The sequence below is a fragment of the Thermodesulfobacteriota bacterium genome, assembly GCA_030583865.1.
GTDB lineage: Bacteria > Desulfobacterota > GWC2-55-46 > GWC2-55-46 > GWC2-55-46 > UBA5799.
In genome coordinates this window covers 1,250,178-1,267,724 of sequence record CP129479.1, presented here as the reverse complement: position 1 = coordinate 1,267,724, position 17,547 = coordinate 1,250,178, and the positions used below count along the sequence as shown (strand labels likewise).

Annotated in this window: 12 protein-coding genes and 1 riboswitch; of the genes, 10 read left to right on the top strand and 2 right to left on the bottom strand. The window is 61.0% G+C overall.

Annotated elements, in window-relative coordinates:
* Nucleotides 1-4 precede the first annotated feature (4 nt).
* From QY316_06040 to QY316_06025, 4 genes are read left to right on the top strand one after another with little or no spacing between them, the layout of a single operon-like run.
* Nucleotides 5-1,228 carry a class I SAM-dependent methyltransferase gene (locus tag QY316_06040; protein ID WKZ33955.1) on the top strand — a complete coding sequence of 408 codons (1,224 nt, stop codon included), beginning with the start codon at nt 5-7 and terminating at the stop codon, nt 1,226-1,228.
* A gap of 7 nt (nt 1,229-1,235) precedes the next feature.
* On the top strand, nt 1,236-2,420 hold the full coding sequence (locus tag QY316_06035; GenBank protein WKZ33954.1) for a class I SAM-dependent methyltransferase: 1,185 nt from the start codon (nt 1,236-1,238) through the stop codon (nt 2,418-2,420).
* A 13-nt stretch (nt 2,421-2,433) separates the two neighbouring features.
* Nucleotides 2,434-3,336, top strand: a complete 903-nt coding sequence (locus tag QY316_06030; GenBank protein ID WKZ33953.1) for a glycosyltransferase — start codon at nt 2,434-2,436, stop codon at nt 3,334-3,336.
* A gap of 2 nt (nt 3,337-3,338) precedes the next feature.
* Nucleotides 3,339-4,244, top strand: a complete 906-nt coding sequence (locus tag QY316_06025; GenBank protein WKZ33952.1) for an exosortase/archaeosortase family protein — start codon at nt 3,339-3,341, stop codon at nt 4,242-4,244.
* 29 nt (nt 4,245-4,273) lie between these two features.
* Here the strand turns inward: QY316_06025 and QY316_06020 are convergent, their stop codons facing one another.
* The gene (locus QY316_06020; GenBank protein ID WKZ33951.1) at nt 4,274-6,085 is read right to left on the bottom strand and encodes a CFI-box-CTERM domain-containing protein; all 1,812 of its coding nucleotides are present in this window, start codon (nt 6,083-6,085) and stop codon (nt 4,274-4,276) included.
* 47 nt (nt 6,086-6,132) lie between these two features.
* A riboswitch (cyclic di-GMP riboswitch) is annotated at nt 6,133-6,267 on the bottom strand.
* A 94-nt stretch (nt 6,268-6,361) separates the two neighbouring features.
* Here QY316_06020 and QY316_06015 point away from each other — a divergent pair.
* The 6 genes from QY316_06015 (at nt 6,362) to QY316_05990 (ending at nt 16,682) form a co-directional block, all read left to right on the top strand.
* Nucleotides 6,362-8,428: an ATP-binding protein gene (locus QY316_06015; GenBank protein ID WKZ33950.1), complete on the top strand. Its 2,067-nt coding sequence runs from the start codon at nt 6,362-6,364 to the stop codon at nt 8,426-8,428.
* Nucleotides 8,428-9,801 carry a PEP-CTERM-box response regulator transcription factor gene (gene prsR, locus QY316_06010; protein WKZ33949.1) on the top strand — a complete coding sequence of 458 codons (1,374 nt, stop codon included), beginning with the start codon at nt 8,428-8,430 and terminating at the stop codon, nt 9,799-9,801. The genes QY316_06015 and prsR overlap by 1 nt, the downstream gene beginning before the upstream one ends.
* Before the next feature lie 2 nt (nt 9,802-9,803).
* Nucleotides 9,804-11,120, top strand: coding sequence for a nucleotide sugar dehydrogenase (locus tag QY316_06005; protein WKZ33948.1), 1,317 nt, complete (start codon nt 9,804-9,806; stop codon nt 11,118-11,120).
* Between the two features lies 1 nt (nt 11,121).
* Entirely contained in the window at nt 11,122-12,471 is a 1,350-nt protein-coding gene (locus QY316_06000; GenBank protein WKZ33947.1) for a sigma 54-interacting transcriptional regulator, read from the top strand.
* Between the two features lie 64 nt (nt 12,472-12,535).
* A complete protein-coding gene (locus tag QY316_05995; protein WKZ33946.1) occupies nt 12,536-14,350 on the top strand; it encodes a tetratricopeptide repeat protein in 1,815 nt (604 codons plus the stop codon).
* Between the two features lies 1 nt (nt 14,351).
* Entirely contained in the window at nt 14,352-16,682 is a 2,331-nt protein-coding gene (locus QY316_05990; protein WKZ33945.1) for a tetratricopeptide repeat protein, read from the top strand.
* On the opposite strand, the gene gspN is transcribed toward QY316_05990, so the two are convergent.
* Nucleotides 16,665-17,546 carry a type II secretion system protein GspN gene (gene gspN, locus QY316_05985; protein ID WKZ33944.1) on the bottom strand — a complete coding sequence of 294 codons (882 nt, stop codon included), beginning with the start codon at nt 17,544-17,546 and terminating at the stop codon, nt 16,665-16,667. The two genes, QY316_05990 and gspN, sit on opposite strands and share 18 nt — an antisense overlap.
* Nucleotide 17,547: the final 1 nt, after the last annotated feature.

Genomic DNA, 17,547 nt, shown 5'->3' with positions numbered 1-17,547 from the left:
AGAGATGATGGAGAGCCTGAACGCTCATATGGCGCCCGCCCTGCCAGCGCCCGGCACGGCAGGATGCCCGGGCTGCGGGTCCGCCGAGACCCTCGAATTCTATTCGCTCAGCGGCGCCCCCGTGCACTCGGTGCTTCTTTTTGCCACCAGGGAGGCGGCTGCAGAATACCCCAGAGGCGAGATACGGCTCGCGTTCTGCGCAAGGTGCGGCTTCATATGGAACAGCTCCTATCAGCACAAACTGCAGGAGTACTCCGAAAGGTGCGAGGAGACCCAGGGGTTTTCCGAGACTTATAACGATTTCGCGCGCCGCCTGGCCTCGGACCTTGTCGAAAGGCACGGCTTGAGGGGCAAGCACATCCTCGAGATAGGCTGCGGCAAGGGCGAATTCCTCGATCTCCTCTGCGAGCTCGGCGGCAATACCGGGAAGGGCTTCGACCCCGCGTTCAGGGAAGAGCGCGGCGGGCGCCCGCCGGGGGTCTCGTTCGTAAAGGACTTCTACTCGGAGAAATACTCGGACGAGCCCGCCGACTTCATGGTCTGCAAGATGACGCTCGAGCACATCGGGGAGACGGCCAAGTTCATCTCCGTAATACGGAAGGCGCTGGGGAAAAGGGAGACCCGGGTGTTTTTCCAGGTCCCGGACGTGACGAGGGTCCTCCGGGAGCTCGCCTTCTGGGACGTCTACTACGAGCACTGCTCGTATTTCAGCCCGGGGTCGCTCGGAAGGCTCTTCAGGGCTTCCGGCTTCGAGGTGACCGGCATAACAAGGGGCTACGGCGGCCAGTACCTTTTCCTCGAGGCCGTCCCGTCCTCCGGAAAGGCCACCCCACCTCCCCCTGCCCTGCCCATAGAGGAAGAGCCGGATGAGCTCAGGAATGCAGTGGACTTTTTTTCGGAGAACGTCATCCAGAAGACGGCGCTCTGGCGCCACAAGCTCAGGGAATTCCGGAAATCCGGGTACAGGACAGTCCTCTGGGGCTCGGGCTCAAAGGGGGTCGCCTTCCTCACGACACTCGGCGTAACCGACGAGATAAAGTACGTGGTCGACGTCAACCCCAGGAGATGCGGCACCTTCATGGCAGGAACGGGCCACGAGATAGTCTCGCCCGGGTTCGCCGCCAGGTACAGGCCCGATGCCGTGATCCTCATGAACCCCGTCTACAAAAGCGAGGTAGTAATGGAACTTGAGAGGCTCGGCCATTTCGCAGAGGTCCTTACGGTGTAATCAGCACATGGAAGGCGGCAAAAACACATGTCCGGTCTGCAAGTCGGGATGCGTCTCCGTTTTCGCGGAGATGACCGGCATGCCGGTCCACTGCAACATCCTGTGGCACACGCGTGAAAGCGCGCTCAGGGCCCGGAGGGGCGATATAAAACTCGGGTTCTGCAGCGGCTGCGGGCACATCTTCAACACGGCCTTCGACCCCGAGGCGGTAAAATACACGCAGGAATACGAGAACTCGCTCCACTTCTCGCCCTTTTTCCAGGACTACGCGAGGTCGCTCGCCGTAAAGCTCATTGAAAAATTCAACCTCTACGGCAAGGACATCATAGAGATAGGCTGCGGCAAGGGCGACTTCCTGGTGCTCCTTAGCGAGCTCGGCGGGAACAGGGGAGTCGGCTTCGATGCGAGCTACATACATGAAAGGATGGAGAACAGGGACAACAGGGTCGTCTTCATACAAGACCTCTATTCCGAGCAGTATTCAGATTACAAGGGCGACCTCATATGCAGCCGCCAGGTGCTCGAGCACATCGAGACGCCGAGGGAGTTTCTGGAGAAGATGAGAAAGGTCGTCAACGGCAGGGGCGAGACCGTTGTCTTCCTCGAGGTCCCGAACATACTCTACACCTTCAGGGAGCTCGCCATCTGGGACATTATCTACGAGCACTGCTCCTACTTCAGCGCCATCTCCCTTTCAGCGCTCCTTTCGCTTACAGGCTTCAAGGCCGTCAGCATCGAGGAGTCGTTCGAGGGCCAGTTCCTCTGCGCCGAGGCCTTCCCGTCCTTCGGGACGGATGAGGCCGGGTCTCCCGCGCCCGGTTTCAGCCTGGCTGAATTGAAGACCGCGGTGGCCGCCTTTTCGAGGAGGTACACGGGCAAGATACTCGCGTGGAAGAGCGAGCTCGAGAGGATACGCGTCAAGGGACAAAAGGCCGTCCTCTGGGGCGGCGGCTCCAAAGGGGTGTCGTTCCTGAACGCGCTAGGCGTTACCGGCCAGATAAGCCACGTTATAGACATAAACCCGCACAAGCACGGCAAGTACATACCCGGCACCGGGCAGGGGATCGAGCCGCCCGAGTTCGTCCGGGAGTACTCGCCCGACATCATCATAGTAATGAACCCGAACTACATAAGCGAAATATGGCAGATGGTAAAGGAGATGGGGCTTGCGTGCAGCATCCTCTGCGCATGAAAAAGGGAATGGAATGGGAAAGACCCCCAAGGTAAGCATAGGGCTGCCCGTCTACAACGCCGAGCGGTATTTGAGGCACTCGATCGAATCCATACTCGGGCAGACCTTCAATGATTTCGAGTTCGTCATCTCCGACAACGCATCGACGGACTCGACCTTCGACATATGCTCGGAGTACGCCGCCCGCGACCGGAGGATAAGGCTGCACAGGAACGCGCGCAACCTCGGGGCCGCCGACAACTTCAACCGCGTCTTCCGCCTCTCGCGCGCCGAGTACTTCAAGTGGGCGGCGTACGACGACGTCTGCTCGCCGCTCCTTCTGGAAAGATGCCTTGAACTACTGGAGGCCGAGCCCAGGGTCGCGCTCTGCTACCCGAAGACCGTCCTCATAGACGAGACCGGCAAGGAGATAGGGAAGTACGACGACAGGCTCCACATACCCTACGACAGGCCGCACGAGCGCCTGCGCCACTATCTTACGAAAGTGAACCTCGCAAACGCGGTATTCGGCCTTATGCGCTCATCGGTCCTCAGGGAAACGCAGCTCCTGGGGAAGTATTTCGGCGCCGACTATGTCCTCCTGCTGGAAATCATCCTGAGGGGCAGGTTCCATGAGCTTCCAGAGCACCTCTTTCTGAGACGGGACCACGAGAAAAACTCCCGGAGATTGCCGAGGAAGGAGATCGCGGTCTGGTGGGACTCGTCGCGGAAGAACATCTACAAGTTCATCCAGAGCAAGCTCGTTACCGAGCAGTTCCACGCGATAGACCGCGCAAGCCTCGGGTGGTACGAGAAAGGGCTCTGCTTCGCGCAGATATCTAGGTGGGTCGTGAGGCAGTTCAAGGCCAAGGGCGGCAGGTACAAGGCAAACCTCAAACAGCGCCTGAAGCTTCCGGGCGCGCAAACGGAGAGATAGGCGTGTCCATCAGAGTGGAAAGCGGGACGGCGGGAGAGACTCCCGGCACGGGCGCGAGGGCTAGGGTGGCTGGCATCGTATTCTTCAGCGGCGGCATCGCAGCGGCATTTTCCGAGCACCTGGCGCGACTCTACGGCCTTGCGATGGATAGCGAGCTGTATTCGCACATAACGCTCATACCATTTATCACAGCCTACCTCATGTACCTGAAAAGGAAGGAGATCCTGTCGACCGCCGCCTACGGGCCGCTGTACGGCGTCCCGGTCCTCCTGGCCGGGGCAGCGGTATTCATAGCAGGGAGGAGCCTCTTCACCGACGGCGGGAGCTTCCATCTGGCAACTATGGTCCTCTCTGCCGTCGTCTTCTGGATCGGCGGTTTCGTGACCGTCTTCGGCGGCCACGCGTCAAGGACGGCGCTCTTTCCGCTCCTTTTTCTCCTTTTCGCGGTGCCCGTGCCGGAAGCCGCGCTCGACCCGCTCATAAAATTCCTTCAAAGGGGCTCTGCCGAGGCCGCGTGGTTCTTCCTGAGCGCCTCCGGCTCTCCGGTCGAGCGGGAGGGCCTTTTCTTCCACCTCCCGGGTCTTACGGTCGAGGTCGCAAGGGAATGCAGCGGCATACGCTCCAGCCTCGTCCTCTTCATCGCCGGGGTGACGGCCTCGAACATGTTCCTCAGGACCTGGCCGGGCAGGCTGGCCTTCGTGGCTGCTGTCTTCCCTATAGCCGTCGTTAAAAACGGCATAAGGATTACCGTATTGACGCTGGCAGGCTACCATATAGACGAGCGCATGCTCTACGGGACGCTGCACACCAGGGGCGGAATCCCTTTCTTCCTGCTTGCGCTCCTCATGGCGGGCGTCGTTCTGTGGGCGCTCATGAAAATCGAAAAAAAAGCCGCAAGGGGCGGCTAGGCACCCCTTGCGGCTGAGTGGCTGCTTGCTTAATCCCGCTTCCTCCTTACGGCGAAGAAGGCGCCCCCGACTGCAAATACCGAGAACGAGGCCGCAAGTAGCGGGTGCTTGACCCCGTATACTATCGGCGTCAGTACGGTCCTGGTCGCGGTGCGGAGCACCTCGTGCCTGGCGATAAAGTCCGCGACAGGAGGGGACACCCTGTAGTAGAAGTCCACGAACGCCCTGCCTATCGGGTTCGGCAGCAACACCCCGTCCCTGAACTCGCGGAGCACCATGACCTCGGGCTCCAGGTAGCTTCCGTAGGCAGCCGTCGCGATGAAGCAGCCGCCCTTGGATTCAGGGGCGGGCGATGACGACCCGCCCGAGAGGGAGGCCGACGGTACCTCCACTGTCGTGGTCGCGGTTGCGGTGCCGCCCTGGTCGTCGGTAACCTTAACTACCGGCTTGTAGGTGCCCGGCGAGCTGTAAGAGAACTTGGCCGGGGCCGTAGTCGTGACCGCGTCTATGACGCCGTTCCCGTCGAAGTCCCACTCGAACTTCACTATGACCCCGTTGGGGTCGGACGCCTTCACGTCAAACTTGATGGAGACCGTGGAGCCTTCCTGTGACACGGTACCGACGAGCGAGACGACTACCGGCGGCTTGTTCGAGGCCGACGCGACCGATATGGTAAGCGGCTCGGACACCGTTATGGCGCCGCCGTTGTCCCTGACCCTGACCTTTGGCGAATAGGTCCCAGCTGCCTGGTAGGTATGCGGCGTCGAGGGCACCGAGCCTGTATCGGCGTCGTATACGCCGTCTCCGTCGAAGTCCCATTCATAGCTTACGATGAAACCGTCGGCGTCCACAGCCTCGGCTGAGAGCTGTACCTGAAGAGGGGCCGACCCTGAGAGCGGAGACGAGCTCAGGGAGTTGATGGCCGGGGCCTGGTTGGATGTCGTGAAGGTCTTTGCCGCGCTCACGGCAGTATTACCCGCTGCGTCGGTCGAGACGGCCCTGTAGCTGTAGGCAGTGTACCCCTGGAGCCCCTCGAGAAGGACCGAATGCACTGTTTTGAGGGAGCTGTCAAGGGGTGTCGATGAAGTAAACGCGCCGGAAAGGCCGAAATCGACCTGCGTGGTCGCCGGCTCGTTCGTCGTCCATGTGACGAGCGCCGAAGAGCTGGTCACGTCCTTTACAAGGAGGTTCGAGACCACCGGCGGCGCGGTGTCCGGCGCAGGCGCCGTCGTGAATTTGAAATTCCCGGAAGCGGTCCTGTTCCCGGACCCGTCCGAGCTTATCACCCTGTAATTGTAGGCCGTGCCGGGCTGGAGGCCAGCGAGCGACAGGGTGTGCGCGGTCTTAAGGGCCTGGTCTACGGAGGACGAGCTGCCGTAGGAGGAGGTCGTGCCGTACTCCACCTGGGACGTGGCCGGCTCGTCGGTCATCCAGCTCACGACTGCGCCCGTGTGGGTGACGTCGGTCGAGTAGATGCCGGTCAGTACAGGGCCGGTGGTGTCGGACGGTATGTTCTTCGAGACCTCGTTCGAATAGGCGCTTTCCCTGCCCGCGGAGTTGTAGGCCGTGACGCTGAAATAATAGGTGCTGCCGGCCGCGAGGTCCTGGACGGTGTAGGCCGCCGCATTGCCGATATCGAGCGTCTTCGAGTAGGACTTGGACTGCGTGCCGTAGTGGACCTTGAAGCCGGCCAGGTCCGTGAGAGCCGATCCGTCCGTGTTCGTGCTCGGCGCGGTCCATTTGAGTATTGCCTCGCCCGCCAGCGCAGGCGGCGCAATGAGCAAAAGGACCGCGATTGCCGCGGCAGCCGAGAGCGAGATTAGCTTTACTGACTTAGGCATTTGCTACCTCCCCGTTTTTTTGAAAAAAAACGCCAAAGGGATTTTCCTTTGGCGGCTCGGCTGACGTGGAAGCTGGGGAGGTCTGATGTGAGCGAGTTACGGAGCGGGAAGCGTGTTGCCAGTCTTCTTTAGTCCCGTTTGCTCTGCGTCCCCCGGTTTCCCGGGGTTTGCCCTGAGCAAAGGATTCCCAAAAACATTTTTTTCGCTCGACATTGTATTAAAGAGCTGAACGAAGGTATGTGACCTTTATCACCCTGAGCACGGGAGAATGGCATTTTGGCTGAGCCGCTTCGCGTCATACCGGTCCTCGCAGCAGGCCTGAGCCTCGTCCCGGGGCTCCTCATGATAAGAGGGAGGGGGCTGGCAAACCCGGCGGTCGCCGCCCTGCTCGCGACAATGCTTGCGATAGCGTCCGTTAACGCCGGGGGGGCGCTGATGATGTCGGGCTATGGCGCGCATCTCTTCGCGTTCGGCCAGGGCCTCCTCGCGGCAACGCTCCTCGTCTTTGCCGCCGCCTTCGGGAGGGTTGAAAAAACCAGGGCCCTGGTCCGCTGCTCCCCTGCCCTGGCGCTCCTCGCCTCGGCCCTCTTCTTCTCTGTCCTTGTCTCGCTCCCGGAAGGCCCCGTGGTCATAGCGGACGGAAGGCTCGAGCCCGGACCTGGCGGGGTTCTCTTCCAGGCGGCCGTGGCGCTGGCCCTCGTAGTCTCTCTTGTCCAGATCGAGGGCACCTTCAGGGCCTTCAGCGGGAGCGTCAGGAAAGAGATAAGCTCGATCGCAATCGGCATGGGCGCGTTCGGTGCGCTATATGCACTGCTCTCGCTCCAGCTCGCGGTCTTCGGCTCCGCCGGGAGGCTTTCAATAGCGGCGACATCGGCGTGTGCCGCGGCAGCCGCGGCGCGCATCGCGGTCTCGTTATCGTCCAGCGGGCTTTATACGCTTGAGATATCGGTATCAAGGCCGGGGCTCGGGAAATCCCTGGCCCTCCTTCTGGTTGCGGTCTGCATACCTGTCTCTCTACTCGTATCCTGGATCGCCGGCGCCGGTACAGGCGACTATTTTACCTCCTTCATTGTCCTGGCCGCCCTCTCCGCAGCCGTCCTCCCGCATGTGCAGAGCCGGACGAAAGACTCGGGATTGATTGCGGCGCTCGGAAGGAATAGGCACGACTACAAGGAACGGTGGCTCGAAGCGACGGAGAAGATAAGTTCACGGACAGACCCGGCCGGAGTAAAGGCGGTCCTGTCGGAGATGGTCTCCGCAACGCTCGGCGCCTCGAACGTATACGTGTGGCTCTATGACCAGGGGCAGGGCTGCTTCTTTTCCACCTCCTCGAAACTCGAGCAGCGGTTCAGGCGCATTCCCCATTCGCACTGGCTCGTCGAGCACATGCTGGCAACAGGGGCGCCGTTCTATCTATCCGATTGCAAGCCTGCGGACGACGATATGGGCACGGATGGGCCCGAAAGCCTGTCGCTCTCGTCCGGAGCCGTAATCTGCGCGCCACTCGCCGCTGGAAGGGAGCTGATAGGGTTCCTCACGGCCGGCGAGGGTGCCGGGGGCCGGCCCTATTCAAGGAACGACCTCGACCTCCTTCGCGCCGTGGCGGCGCAGGCCGCGGTGCAGATAAAGAACCTCCGGCTCAGCCAGGACCTCCTGGAGGTCAAGGAGGCAGACGCCTTCAGCAGAATGTCTTCCTTCGTGATGCACGACCTTAAGAACTTCACAAACTCCCTTGCGCTCCTCAGCCATAACGCCAGGTCGAACATGGCAAGCCCCGAGTTCCAGAAGGAAGCCGTAAAGGCCATCGACCTTACTGTCGCAAGGATGAAGGCGCTTATAGAAAAGATGGCGGGCGGCGGCGGGCAGATGAGCATCGAGAAAAGGCCGGGAGACCTGAAATCGGTCCTGGAAAGCGCCGTAGGGAGGCTCCCCTCGGGAGCTGCCGAGCGGATCAGCATAGACGTTAACGGCGTCTGCACCCTTTGCAGCATGGACTCCGACGCGGTAGAGACGGTCTTTTTCAATATGCTCATGAACGCGTGCGAAGCGGTCAAGGCCGGCGGCGAGATTGGCGTGTCATTCCAGTCCGTACGGGATTTCGTCACCGTGAGGATCTCCGACACCGGCTCGGGCATACCGAAAAGCCTCATGGAAAAGGGGCTTTTCAGGCCATTCACTACCACCAAGAAAAACGGTTTCGGGGTCGGGCTCTACCATTGCAAGGCGGTCATGGAAGCGCACGGGGGCCTTATCGAGGTGGAAAGCGAGGAAGGGGCCGGCACTGTCTTCACGCTCAGGTTCCCGCTCCATGCCGACGAGCGGCTTGCCTCAAGCGCGGGCTGATGGAAATGCTGAAACAGAAACTCCTTATCATAGAGGACGACGAGGCCATCAGGGGCCAGATGCGCTGGGCCCTGGCTGGCGATTTCGACGTCCTTACTGCGCCCGACCCGGAATGCGCCATGCAGGTGCTTCGGGACGGCCGCCCGGCGCTCGTAACGCTCGACCTTGGGCTCCCGCCCTACACAAACGACGTTAGCGAGGGCTTCAAGCTCCTGGGGAGGATACTCCAGCACGATCCCCTGGCCAAGGTGGTCGTAATCACCGGCAACAAGGAGCGGTGCTCGGCGATAAAGGCGATATCGCACGGTGCGCACGATTTCCTCGTGAAGCCCGTAGCCATCGAGGAGCTCAAGATAATACTGAGGCGGGCGGTCTACGTGCATTCGCTCGAGTACGAGTATTCAAGGCTCCAGAGGGGGGCCGCCGAGAACCAGGGCTTCGAAGAGGTGCTCGGGATGAACTCCAGGATGCAGGAAGTGTTCTCCACGGTCAGGAAAGTAGCCGCCTCGGACGTGCCCGTCCTGGTCGGCGGCGAGAGCGGCACCGGAAAAGAGCTTATCGCAAGGGCGATACACGCCCAAAGCCTCAGGAAGCAGCGGCCCTTCATCCCGATAAACTGCGGCGCGATCCCGGACAGCCTTCTCGAGAGCGAGCTCTTCGGCCACGAAAAGGGCGCGTTTACCGGCGCCCACATACAGAGGAACGGCAGGATAGAGCTCGCGCAGGGCGGCACACTTTTTCTCGACGAGATAGCGGAACTGCCGCTCCTTCTTCAGGTAAAGGTCTTGAGGTTCCTCCAGGACCACAGGATCGAGCGCATCGGCGGGAGGGACTCGATAGGCATAGACGTCAGGGTGATCGCGGCCACGAACAAGTGCCTGCGGAAGATGACCGCCGAGGGAAGGTTCAGGGAGGACCTCTACTACAGGCTGGCTGTCGTCAACATAGACCTGCCTCCGCTTCGCGAGCGCGGAGAGGACATAGTCCTTCTCGCGAGGGCGTTCCTCCAGAAATACGTACCTGACAGGGCGAGGCCCAAGGCGCTCAGCCCCGAGGCGGTAGAAGCCATGAACTCATACGGGTGGCCCGGCAACGTCCGGGAGCTCGAGAACAGGATCAGGCGGGCCGTGACGTTCTCGGACGGCCCGATGATAAGGTCCTCGGACCTCGGCTTCGGCCCGGACGAAGAGGCCCCGCAGCACCTCGACCTCAAGAAGGCGAAGGAAGAGCTCGAGGTCAGGTTCGTGCAGAAGGCTATACTCAAGCACAACGGCAACATAAGCAAGGCCGCGGAAGAGCTCGGCCTAAGCAGGCCGACGGTGCACCATATCATCAAAAAATACAACAGGCTCGAATCCATGCGAAAGGGGTAAACATGGCTGATAACCATAACGGCGTCCTAAGGAAGATAGAAAGCAAGCAGGCCAGGATAGGAGTCATCGGCCTCGGCTACGTCGGCCTGCCCATAATGCTCCGGTTCTGCGAAGAGGGGTTCAAGGTGACCGGCATCGACGTCGACAAGTCGAAGGTCGATGCGCTGAACGCCGGGAACTCGTACATAAAGCACATACAGCGCGAAAAGATAGGCTCGTTCGTCCGTACGGGCCTCCTGTCCGCTACGACCGACGCCTCCGCCCTCTCGCGTACGGACGCGGTCATAATCTGCGTGCCCACCCCGCTTTCGGACAAGCGCGAGCCGGACCTGAGCTACGTATACAACTCGGCGACCCAGGTGGCAAGATACCTCAGGCGCGGGCAGATAATATCGCTTGAGTCCACGACCTACCCGGGAACCACCGAGGAGGTACTGCTGCCGCTCTTCGGGAAGAACGGCTTCAAGGCCGGGAGGGACTTCTATCTCGTTTTCGCGCCGGAACGGGAAGACCCGGGCAGGATGGACTACACCACGAAGAACACGCCCAAGATAGTCGGGGGCGTCACCGAAAAATGCACGAAAATCGGCTCGGCCCTGTACTCGCAGATCGTCTCGGAGGTCGTTTCCGTCTCTTCGACCAGGGTCGCGGAGATGTCCAAGCTCCTCGAGAACATCTACCGTTCCGTAAACATCGCGCTCGTTAACGAGCTCAAGATGCTCTCGGACCGCATGGGCATAGACATCTGGGAGGTCATAGAGGCCTCGAACACCAAGCCGTTCGGGTTCCAGGCCTTCTATCCCGGGCCGGGACTCGGCGGCCACTGCATACCAATAGACCCCTTCTATCTTACCTGGAAGGCAAGGGAATACGATTTCTCGACGAGGTTCATAGAGCTTGCCGGAGAGATAAACACCAACATGCCCTATTATGTAGTCGGCAAGGTGATGGAGGCCCTGAATTCCAGGGGCAAAAGCCTCAAGGGCTCAAACCTGCTCCTCCTCGGCGTGGCCTACAAGAAGAACGTGGACGACCTGAGGGAGTCGCCATCGCTCGAACTCATAAGGATACTGAAGTCAAAGGGCGCGAACGTCTCCTACAACGACCCGCACGTGCCCATCGCCGTCCACCACAGGACCTCCACGAGGCTCCGCTCCGTGCCGCTTTCAGCGAAAAACATCAAGAAATACGATTGCGTGATCATAGCGACGGACCATTCCGCGTACGATTACAGGTGGATAGTCTCGAACAGCAGGCTCGTCGTGGACACCAGGAACGCCACTGCCGGCATAAGGGGCGGGCAGGTGGTCAAGGCATGAAATGGTAAAACCCGGGCTCCTGGTACTCGACGACGACGAGACGTTCAGGGGGCAGATGAAATGGGCCTTCTGCCGGGACTACGAGGTCTTCGAGGCAGGCTCCAGGAATGAAGCGCTGAAGACCGCCTCCGAGCGCTCGATCCCTGTCGGGGTGATGGACCTCGGCCTGCCCCCCTCCCCTTTCGACCCTTCCGAGGGGATGCGCGCCATAAGGGAGATCCTCTCGGCCAACCCGCTCTTCAAGGCCGTCATACTCACCGGTATCGACGAGAGGGACAACGCCTTCAGGGCCCTCGACCTCGGCGCGTTCGACTACTTCACGAAGCCCGTATCGATCGAAGAGGTCAGGATGACCCTGAAGCGGGCCTATTACTCCTACGACTGCCAGTCGGGGCGCTCGGGCTCAGTCGACGGCGGGGGCTGGCCCGGCGAGCTTATCGGCCTCAGCCGCCGGATGCAGGAGGTCTTCCATACCGTAAGGAAGCTAGCGGAGGTGAACATCCCGGCGCTCATCATGGGCGAGCCGGGCACGGGAAAGGAGACGGTCGCGCGCGCGGTGCACAGGCTCGGGTCGCGGCACGCGCTCCCATTCCTTGCGGCGGACTGCAAGGGCGCGCCCGAGCGCGTTTTTGAGGCCGAAGTCTTCGGGTGCGTCGCTCCTTCCGGCCAGCGGAGGAAAAGCCTTCTCGAGCAGGCTGACGGCGGGACTGTCTTGTTTAAGGAGGTCGGCTCGCTCGGCCTTAACCTCCAGGCAAGGCTCCTTTCCGTACTAAGGGAGCATTCGGTTGAAATACCTTCGACCGGCAGGCGCGAGAGCGTGAACGTGCGCGTCATATCCTCGAGCGCCAGGGACTTGAGAACGCTGGCCCGCAGCGGCGAGTTCATCGAAGACCTCGCCTTGAGGCTCGGCGTCATAACCCTCGTCGTCCCGCCGCTCCGGGAGCGCGGCGAGGACATCCACCTACTCGCCCTCTACTTCCTCAAGAAATTCGCCAGGGAATACGACAGGCCCGCCGACGGCTTCGATAGGGCCGCCATAGACGACATGAAAGGCTACGGGTGGCCGGGGAACGTCAGGGAACTTGAGAACAGGGTGAGGCGCGCCGTCGTCTTCTCGACGAAAAAAGAGCTGGCGTCTTCCGACCTGGGACTCCAGTCCCGGACAACCGGCGAAAGCCTGACGGCAAACCCCATGGGCCTTGCGGAAGCGAGAGAGGCATTCAGAAAAAGGATGATACGGGACGCGCTTGCGAGGAACGACGGAAGCGTGAGCAGGGCCGCGGCGGAACTCGGCATAAGCCGCCAGTACCTCTCGAAGCTCATAGTGAAATACAGGCTCAGGCCCGCATGAGCGTCCGGGCGGGTACAGGCCGGTTCCGCTTGCATGGCCCGCATGAAAAAAGGAGGGGGACCCGATGAGACGAGCCCTGAAGGCGCTCTTGCCTGTCATCCTGGCGGCGTCCGTCGCGATTACCGCCGGAAGCTCCCATGCCTTTATCGAACCGCCGGATACGCTTCCGAACAGCGCCGCGCACAACGAGGCCATCGAGTTCATGAAAAAGAACGAGTTCGGCAAGGCCGCCGAGCTCGAGGAAGATGTCCTGGACAGGGACCCGCAGGACCAGACCGCAAGGTTCATACTCGCGATAGCCTACCTCGCCATGAACGCGGAACAGAAGGCAGTCGAACAGGCCCGGAGCGCAAGTGAGGCGGATGCCGGGTTCGCCGCCGAGATATACGGGGCCATGGGCCGGTTCTTCCTTACGAAAGCACGGTATCACAAGTCCCTCGTCTACTTCCATGAGGCGCTCAAGATCAAGGACGACCCGGGCGTGTTGAGGCACATGGCTTCCATCTACCTTTCCCAGGGACTCCTCAGGAACGCGAGGGAGTGCTATGAACGGCTCATCGGGACGGAGCCTGACTACCTTAACCTGAGCCGGATCCACCTGGCCGAGGCCGAATTTGGCAGGGCGATAGAGTACGCGGGCGAGGTCCTGAAATCCGAGCCGGATTCTCCCGGGGCGCACCTGGTACTCGGAACCGCCTACCTCCTTAACAGCCAGGCAAAGGAGGCCAGGGCAAGCTTCCAGGCGCTCAGCCGCTCGAACCCCGAGTTTTCCCTCACCTCCTATTTCCTCGGGGTGATAGGCCTTATAGAGGAGGACTATAACGAGGCGCTGAGGAGCTTTCAGTCGCTTATAGCCACCTCGCCGGGGCTCAGGGAGGGTTTTCTGAACGCCGCTGTGACTCTGCAGCTACAGGAGGAGCGCTCACGGGCAAAGGACATGGCGCTTAAGGCGGTCGAAGAAGACCCGCTCGACCCTGTCGCAAGGATAGCCCTCGGCGGCGTGCTCCTTTCTCTCGGCGAGCTGGAAGAAGGAAGGGAGGAGCTCGGCAAGGCCGCCGACCTTTTCCCCGAGCTCCAGGCGCTCGAAGGCGGATCCGACCTCCTCTTCGGCCCGGGCGGGGCGGAAGCGGCCAGGGTGAGCCTGGCCCTGCTCTATAACAGGGCCGGGCTCTACCGGGAAACACTTGCCTCCGTACCGAAAACGGAAAGGAACCCGCTCCTGAGGGTACTCCGCGCCAGCGCCATAGAGAGGCTGGGAGATCCGGCTGAGGCCGAAAAAGTGTACAGGGGAATAATAGAAGACCACCCGGGGATGGTCTCTGCCTACGCCGGGCTCGGAGAGATCCTCGAGTCGAGAAACGAATTCGAGCGGGCGGCAGGCTTCTATTCGGAAGCCGCACGCAGGGCTCCCGAGTCGGTCCGGATAATGACCAGGCTCGCCGACTCGTATGCGAAAGCCGGCAAGGTCGAAGACGCGGCGCGGGAATACAAGAAGATAATATCGTCGGCCAGGTCCGTGGAGGCGTACCAAAAACTCGCGTCGCTCCTTGCGGAGCAACGCGGCGACCTCAAGGGCGCGCTCAAATACGCCAGGAAAGGAAGCTCTCTCGACCCCGAGGACGCGGCCATGGCCGACACGCTCGGGTGGATATATTACAGGATGGGCAGGCACGGCGACGCGCTCGCCCTTTATTCGAGGCTTGAGCGGAACGGGGCTGCCGACCCGGTAGCCCTGTACAGGCTCGGCCTCGTTTACATAAAGCTTGGAGACCCCGAGAGGGCCGGGGCGGCCATCGAGAAGGCGCTGGACCTGAATGACGAGTTCCCCGGCTCGGACGAGGCCAAACAAACACTCAAAAGGATAAGCGGGCTAAGCTGACATGAAAACCATCAAAAGCAATGGAAAAACGGCGTCAGTCTCGGTCGCAATCGTACTCTTTTTTATCATCGCCGCAGCAGGGTGCGGCCGCGGCCCGGAGAAGGCCTTTAACGGCCACATGGAAAGGGGCCGCATCCTGCTCGAATCCGGAGAACTGCTGGAGGCGTCCAGGGAGTTCAGGAAAGCGGTCCAGCTCAGGCCCGAAAGCGCCGAAGCCAACTACAGCCTCGGCCTTTCCTATCTCGGGATAGACGGCCCGTCAAGCCCGCTGTCAGCGATGCGGCAGTTCAAAAGGGCAATAGAGCTGTCCCCAGCGCACGCTGGCGCGCGCCTTGGGCTTTCCGAGCTCTACCGCGCCTCGGGTGACCATGACGAGGCGCTAAGGCTGGCCGAAAGCGTTTATAACGACGGCCAAAAAAGCAGGGAAGCGCTCCTCCTGATGGCCTTGGCGAGCGCCGGGAAAAAAGAATTCGGCAAGGCGCTCTCCTTAATCGACGATGCAGTCTCCCTCGGCCCTCCTGACGCCGGCCTTTTCATGGCGGCTGCGGAGATCCACATTGAGAGGAAAGACTACCCGGCGGCTGAAGAAAGCTTCAGGAAGGCAATAGGCGCCGGAGGCGGCGACCCGGCACCCCGGATCGCGCTCGCCAGGATGTTTATCGGCCTCAAAAGGTTCACGGAAGCCGAAAAAGAGCTGTTGAGCGCCGCCAGGGAAACAGGCGACAATCTGGCCGTGCTCGACGCCCTTGGGGGCCTCTATTCCCGCATGGACAGGGATAAGGAGGCAGAGGAAGCATACAAGAGGATGACTGGGGCATGGCCCGGAGTGCCGGACGCTTATATCAAGCTCGCCGATTATTATCTCGCGTCGCGCAAGCCCGGTGATGCCAGGGCTGTCTACGCCGAGGGCATTTCGAAAATACGAGAAGGGCTCGTCCTGAGGAAGAAATACGCGGAATTCCTTATAAGCAGCGGGGATGCGAAAGAGGCGGCACCGCTTGTGGAAGAGATACTGGCCGGGGAGCCTGACGGCTACTTCGGGCTCTACCTGAGGGGCAGGTTAAGGGCCACCGAGGGAAAGACCACCGAGGCGCTTACGGACCTTAATACCGCTGTGCGGATGGAGCCCGGCCATGCGATGGCACATTACGCCATCGGCCTTGTGCACAGCGCCAGGGGGAGGCATGAGCAGGCCAAGACGGAGCTTAAGGAAGCCGTGCGGCTCGCCCCGGAATCAGTCGACGCGAGGCTTGCGCTCGCGTCAGTATACGCGGAGACAGGCGATACATGGCTCGCGCTCGGCGAGCTCAAGGCGGTCCTCCGGAAAGACCCTCAAAACGCTGCCGCGCTTCTCTCTTCCGGGAGCCTGTACATCAAGGAGAAGAAGCTCAAGAAGGCCGCAGAGATGTTCGCGGCGGCAGTCGAGGCCGAACCCGGCGACCCCAGGGGCCATTACGGTCTCGGCACCCTGCGCCTGATGGAGAAAGACGTGCCAGGCAGCCTGGCCTTGTTCGAGAAGGCGTTCGCGCTCGACAGGAGCGACCCCCGCCCCATAACGATGGTCGCGAACATACTCATCGAGAGAAAAGAGCACGGCCCTGCAGTAGCTCGGATTAAAAAGGAGATAGCCCTTGACCCGGGCAGATTCTGGCTCCATCACCTCATGGGGAAGGTTTACCTCGCGGTCAACGACCTCGAAAAGGCCGAAGAGTCGTTCAGGAAGGCGATCGAGCTGAAAAGCGACTACGTAGAGCCTTACATCGAGCTCGGCAGCCTGTATTCGCGGAAAGGCTCCTTTGCCGAATCGATTGACAACTTCAAAAAGGCCGTCGAGAACAGCCCGGATTCGCTTCCGGCGCACATGCTCCTCGCGCTCGCTTACGAATCGCAGGAGAGCTACCAGGAGGCCGCGGAGCATTACGCCCGGGCCCTCGAGATAAACCCGAGGTTCGCCCCGGCAGCGAACAACCTGGCCTGGATATACGCCGAGCACGGCTATCTCGACGAAGCGCTCCCGCTGGCGGAAATGGCAAAGGAGATAATGCCGGACGACCCGATGATTTCCGACACCCTGGGCTGGATCTATTTAAAAAAGGGAGCGCATATGAGGGCGCTGTCGCTCCTTAAGGAAAGCGCGGCCAAGCTCCCCGGGAACCCTCTTGTAAGATTCCACCTGGCGGTCGCGTACATCGAGAGGGAGAACCTCAAGCTCGCGAAAGAGGAGCTCAAGGCAGCGCTCGCGGCGGGTAAGGATTTCCCGGGCCAGGAGGAAGCCCGCAGCGCGCTCCTTGAGCTGGAAAAAAGAGAGCGGCTGTCAGAGGCCAGGCAGTAGGCTTCCGAGAGTGCCCCTTACGGGTATGGAATAGAAGTTCGCCGATTTGCGGTAGGCCTCGATAAAGGCGAGGAGATAGTTGTTTTGAAGGAGCTCGGCATGGGGCACTATTTCGAGAGTAAGGTCGACGGGGCTCGACGCCAACGGCGTAAGCGGCTTTATGCTCCCCTGGAGCCTCAGGGAGGCCTTGTCCCCCTCCACCCATAACCCGTTTAAAAAGACGGAGCAGTTTCTCAAGTCCGCGGAAAGGCCCGCCTCCTCGATATCGCCGAACGAGAGCGGGATCCCCCTTAAACGGAACTCCGCGTTCCTGAGGTCCGAACCCTCCATCCTGGCAAAGCCTTTAGGGCAGCCCCCGGCTGACTTCACGGAGAACCTGCCGTCGAACGAGCCTTCGACCTTGACGCCGGCAGCGCCGAGCGCCTCGATGTATCTGAAATCGACATCCCTCGATTCCATGTCAATAGACGACCCGAAAAGCCAGTAACGGAACGACCCCTCGACAGTGCCCTCCCCGGCGGCACCCTTGAAGTCCATCCTCAATCCCGACAGGATACCCCTGAGCATCAGGTCCGCCCTTACGGAGTCAAGGCGCGCGATGCCCCTGCCGTTGGAGTCGCTGAGCCTTGCGTCCTTCAGCTCGAACCCGAACGGGAAGACGGTCGACGAGGACGCGCTCTCGAGCGCGAGCCCCGTCTTTTCCCTGAGTGTGGCGGAGATAAGCCTCTCGTAGACATGGGAAGGCACGAGATGGAAGAGCGTCAAGGCGAATATGAATATGCCGAGGACGGCAAGGACCGAAGCCAGAATGAGCTTTTTTAAGAAGGGCGCCCCGGTTCTTTCAGGGGCCTTGTTCCTTTCCAAT

What these genes read in the sequence shown, in the direction of transcription:
- QY316_05990 (WKZ33945.1), top strand. Translation starts at nt 14,352, where the DNA reads ATGAAAACCATCAAAAGCAATGGAAAAACGGCGTCAGTCTCGGTCGCA.
- QY316_05995 (WKZ33946.1), top strand. Translation starts at nt 12,536, where the DNA reads ATGAGACGAGCCCTGAAGGCGCTCTTGCCTGTCATCCTGGCGGCGTCC.
- QY316_06035 (WKZ33954.1), top strand. Translation starts at nt 1,236, where the DNA reads ATGGAAGGCGGCAAAAACACATGTCCGGTCTGCAAGTCGGGATGCGTC.
- QY316_06005 (WKZ33948.1), top strand. Translation starts at nt 9,804, where the DNA reads ATGGCTGATAACCATAACGGCGTCCTAAGGAAGATAGAAAGCAAGCAG.
- QY316_06040 (WKZ33955.1), top strand. Translation starts at nt 5, where the DNA reads ATGATGGAGAGCCTGAACGCTCATATGGCGCCCGCCCTGCCAGCGCCC.
- QY316_06020 (WKZ33951.1), bottom strand. Translation starts at nt 6,085, where the DNA reads ATGCCTAAGTCAGTAAAGCTAATCTCGCTCTCGGCTGCCGCGGCAATC.
- QY316_06000 (WKZ33947.1), top strand. Translation starts at nt 11,122, where the DNA reads ATGGTAAAACCCGGGCTCCTGGTACTCGACGACGACGAGACGTTCAGG.
- prsR (WKZ33949.1), top strand. Translation starts at nt 8,428, where the DNA reads ATGGAAATGCTGAAACAGAAACTCCTTATCATAGAGGACGACGAGGCC.
- QY316_06030 (WKZ33953.1), top strand. Translation starts at nt 2,434, where the DNA reads ATGGGAAAGACCCCCAAGGTAAGCATAGGGCTGCCCGTCTACAACGCC.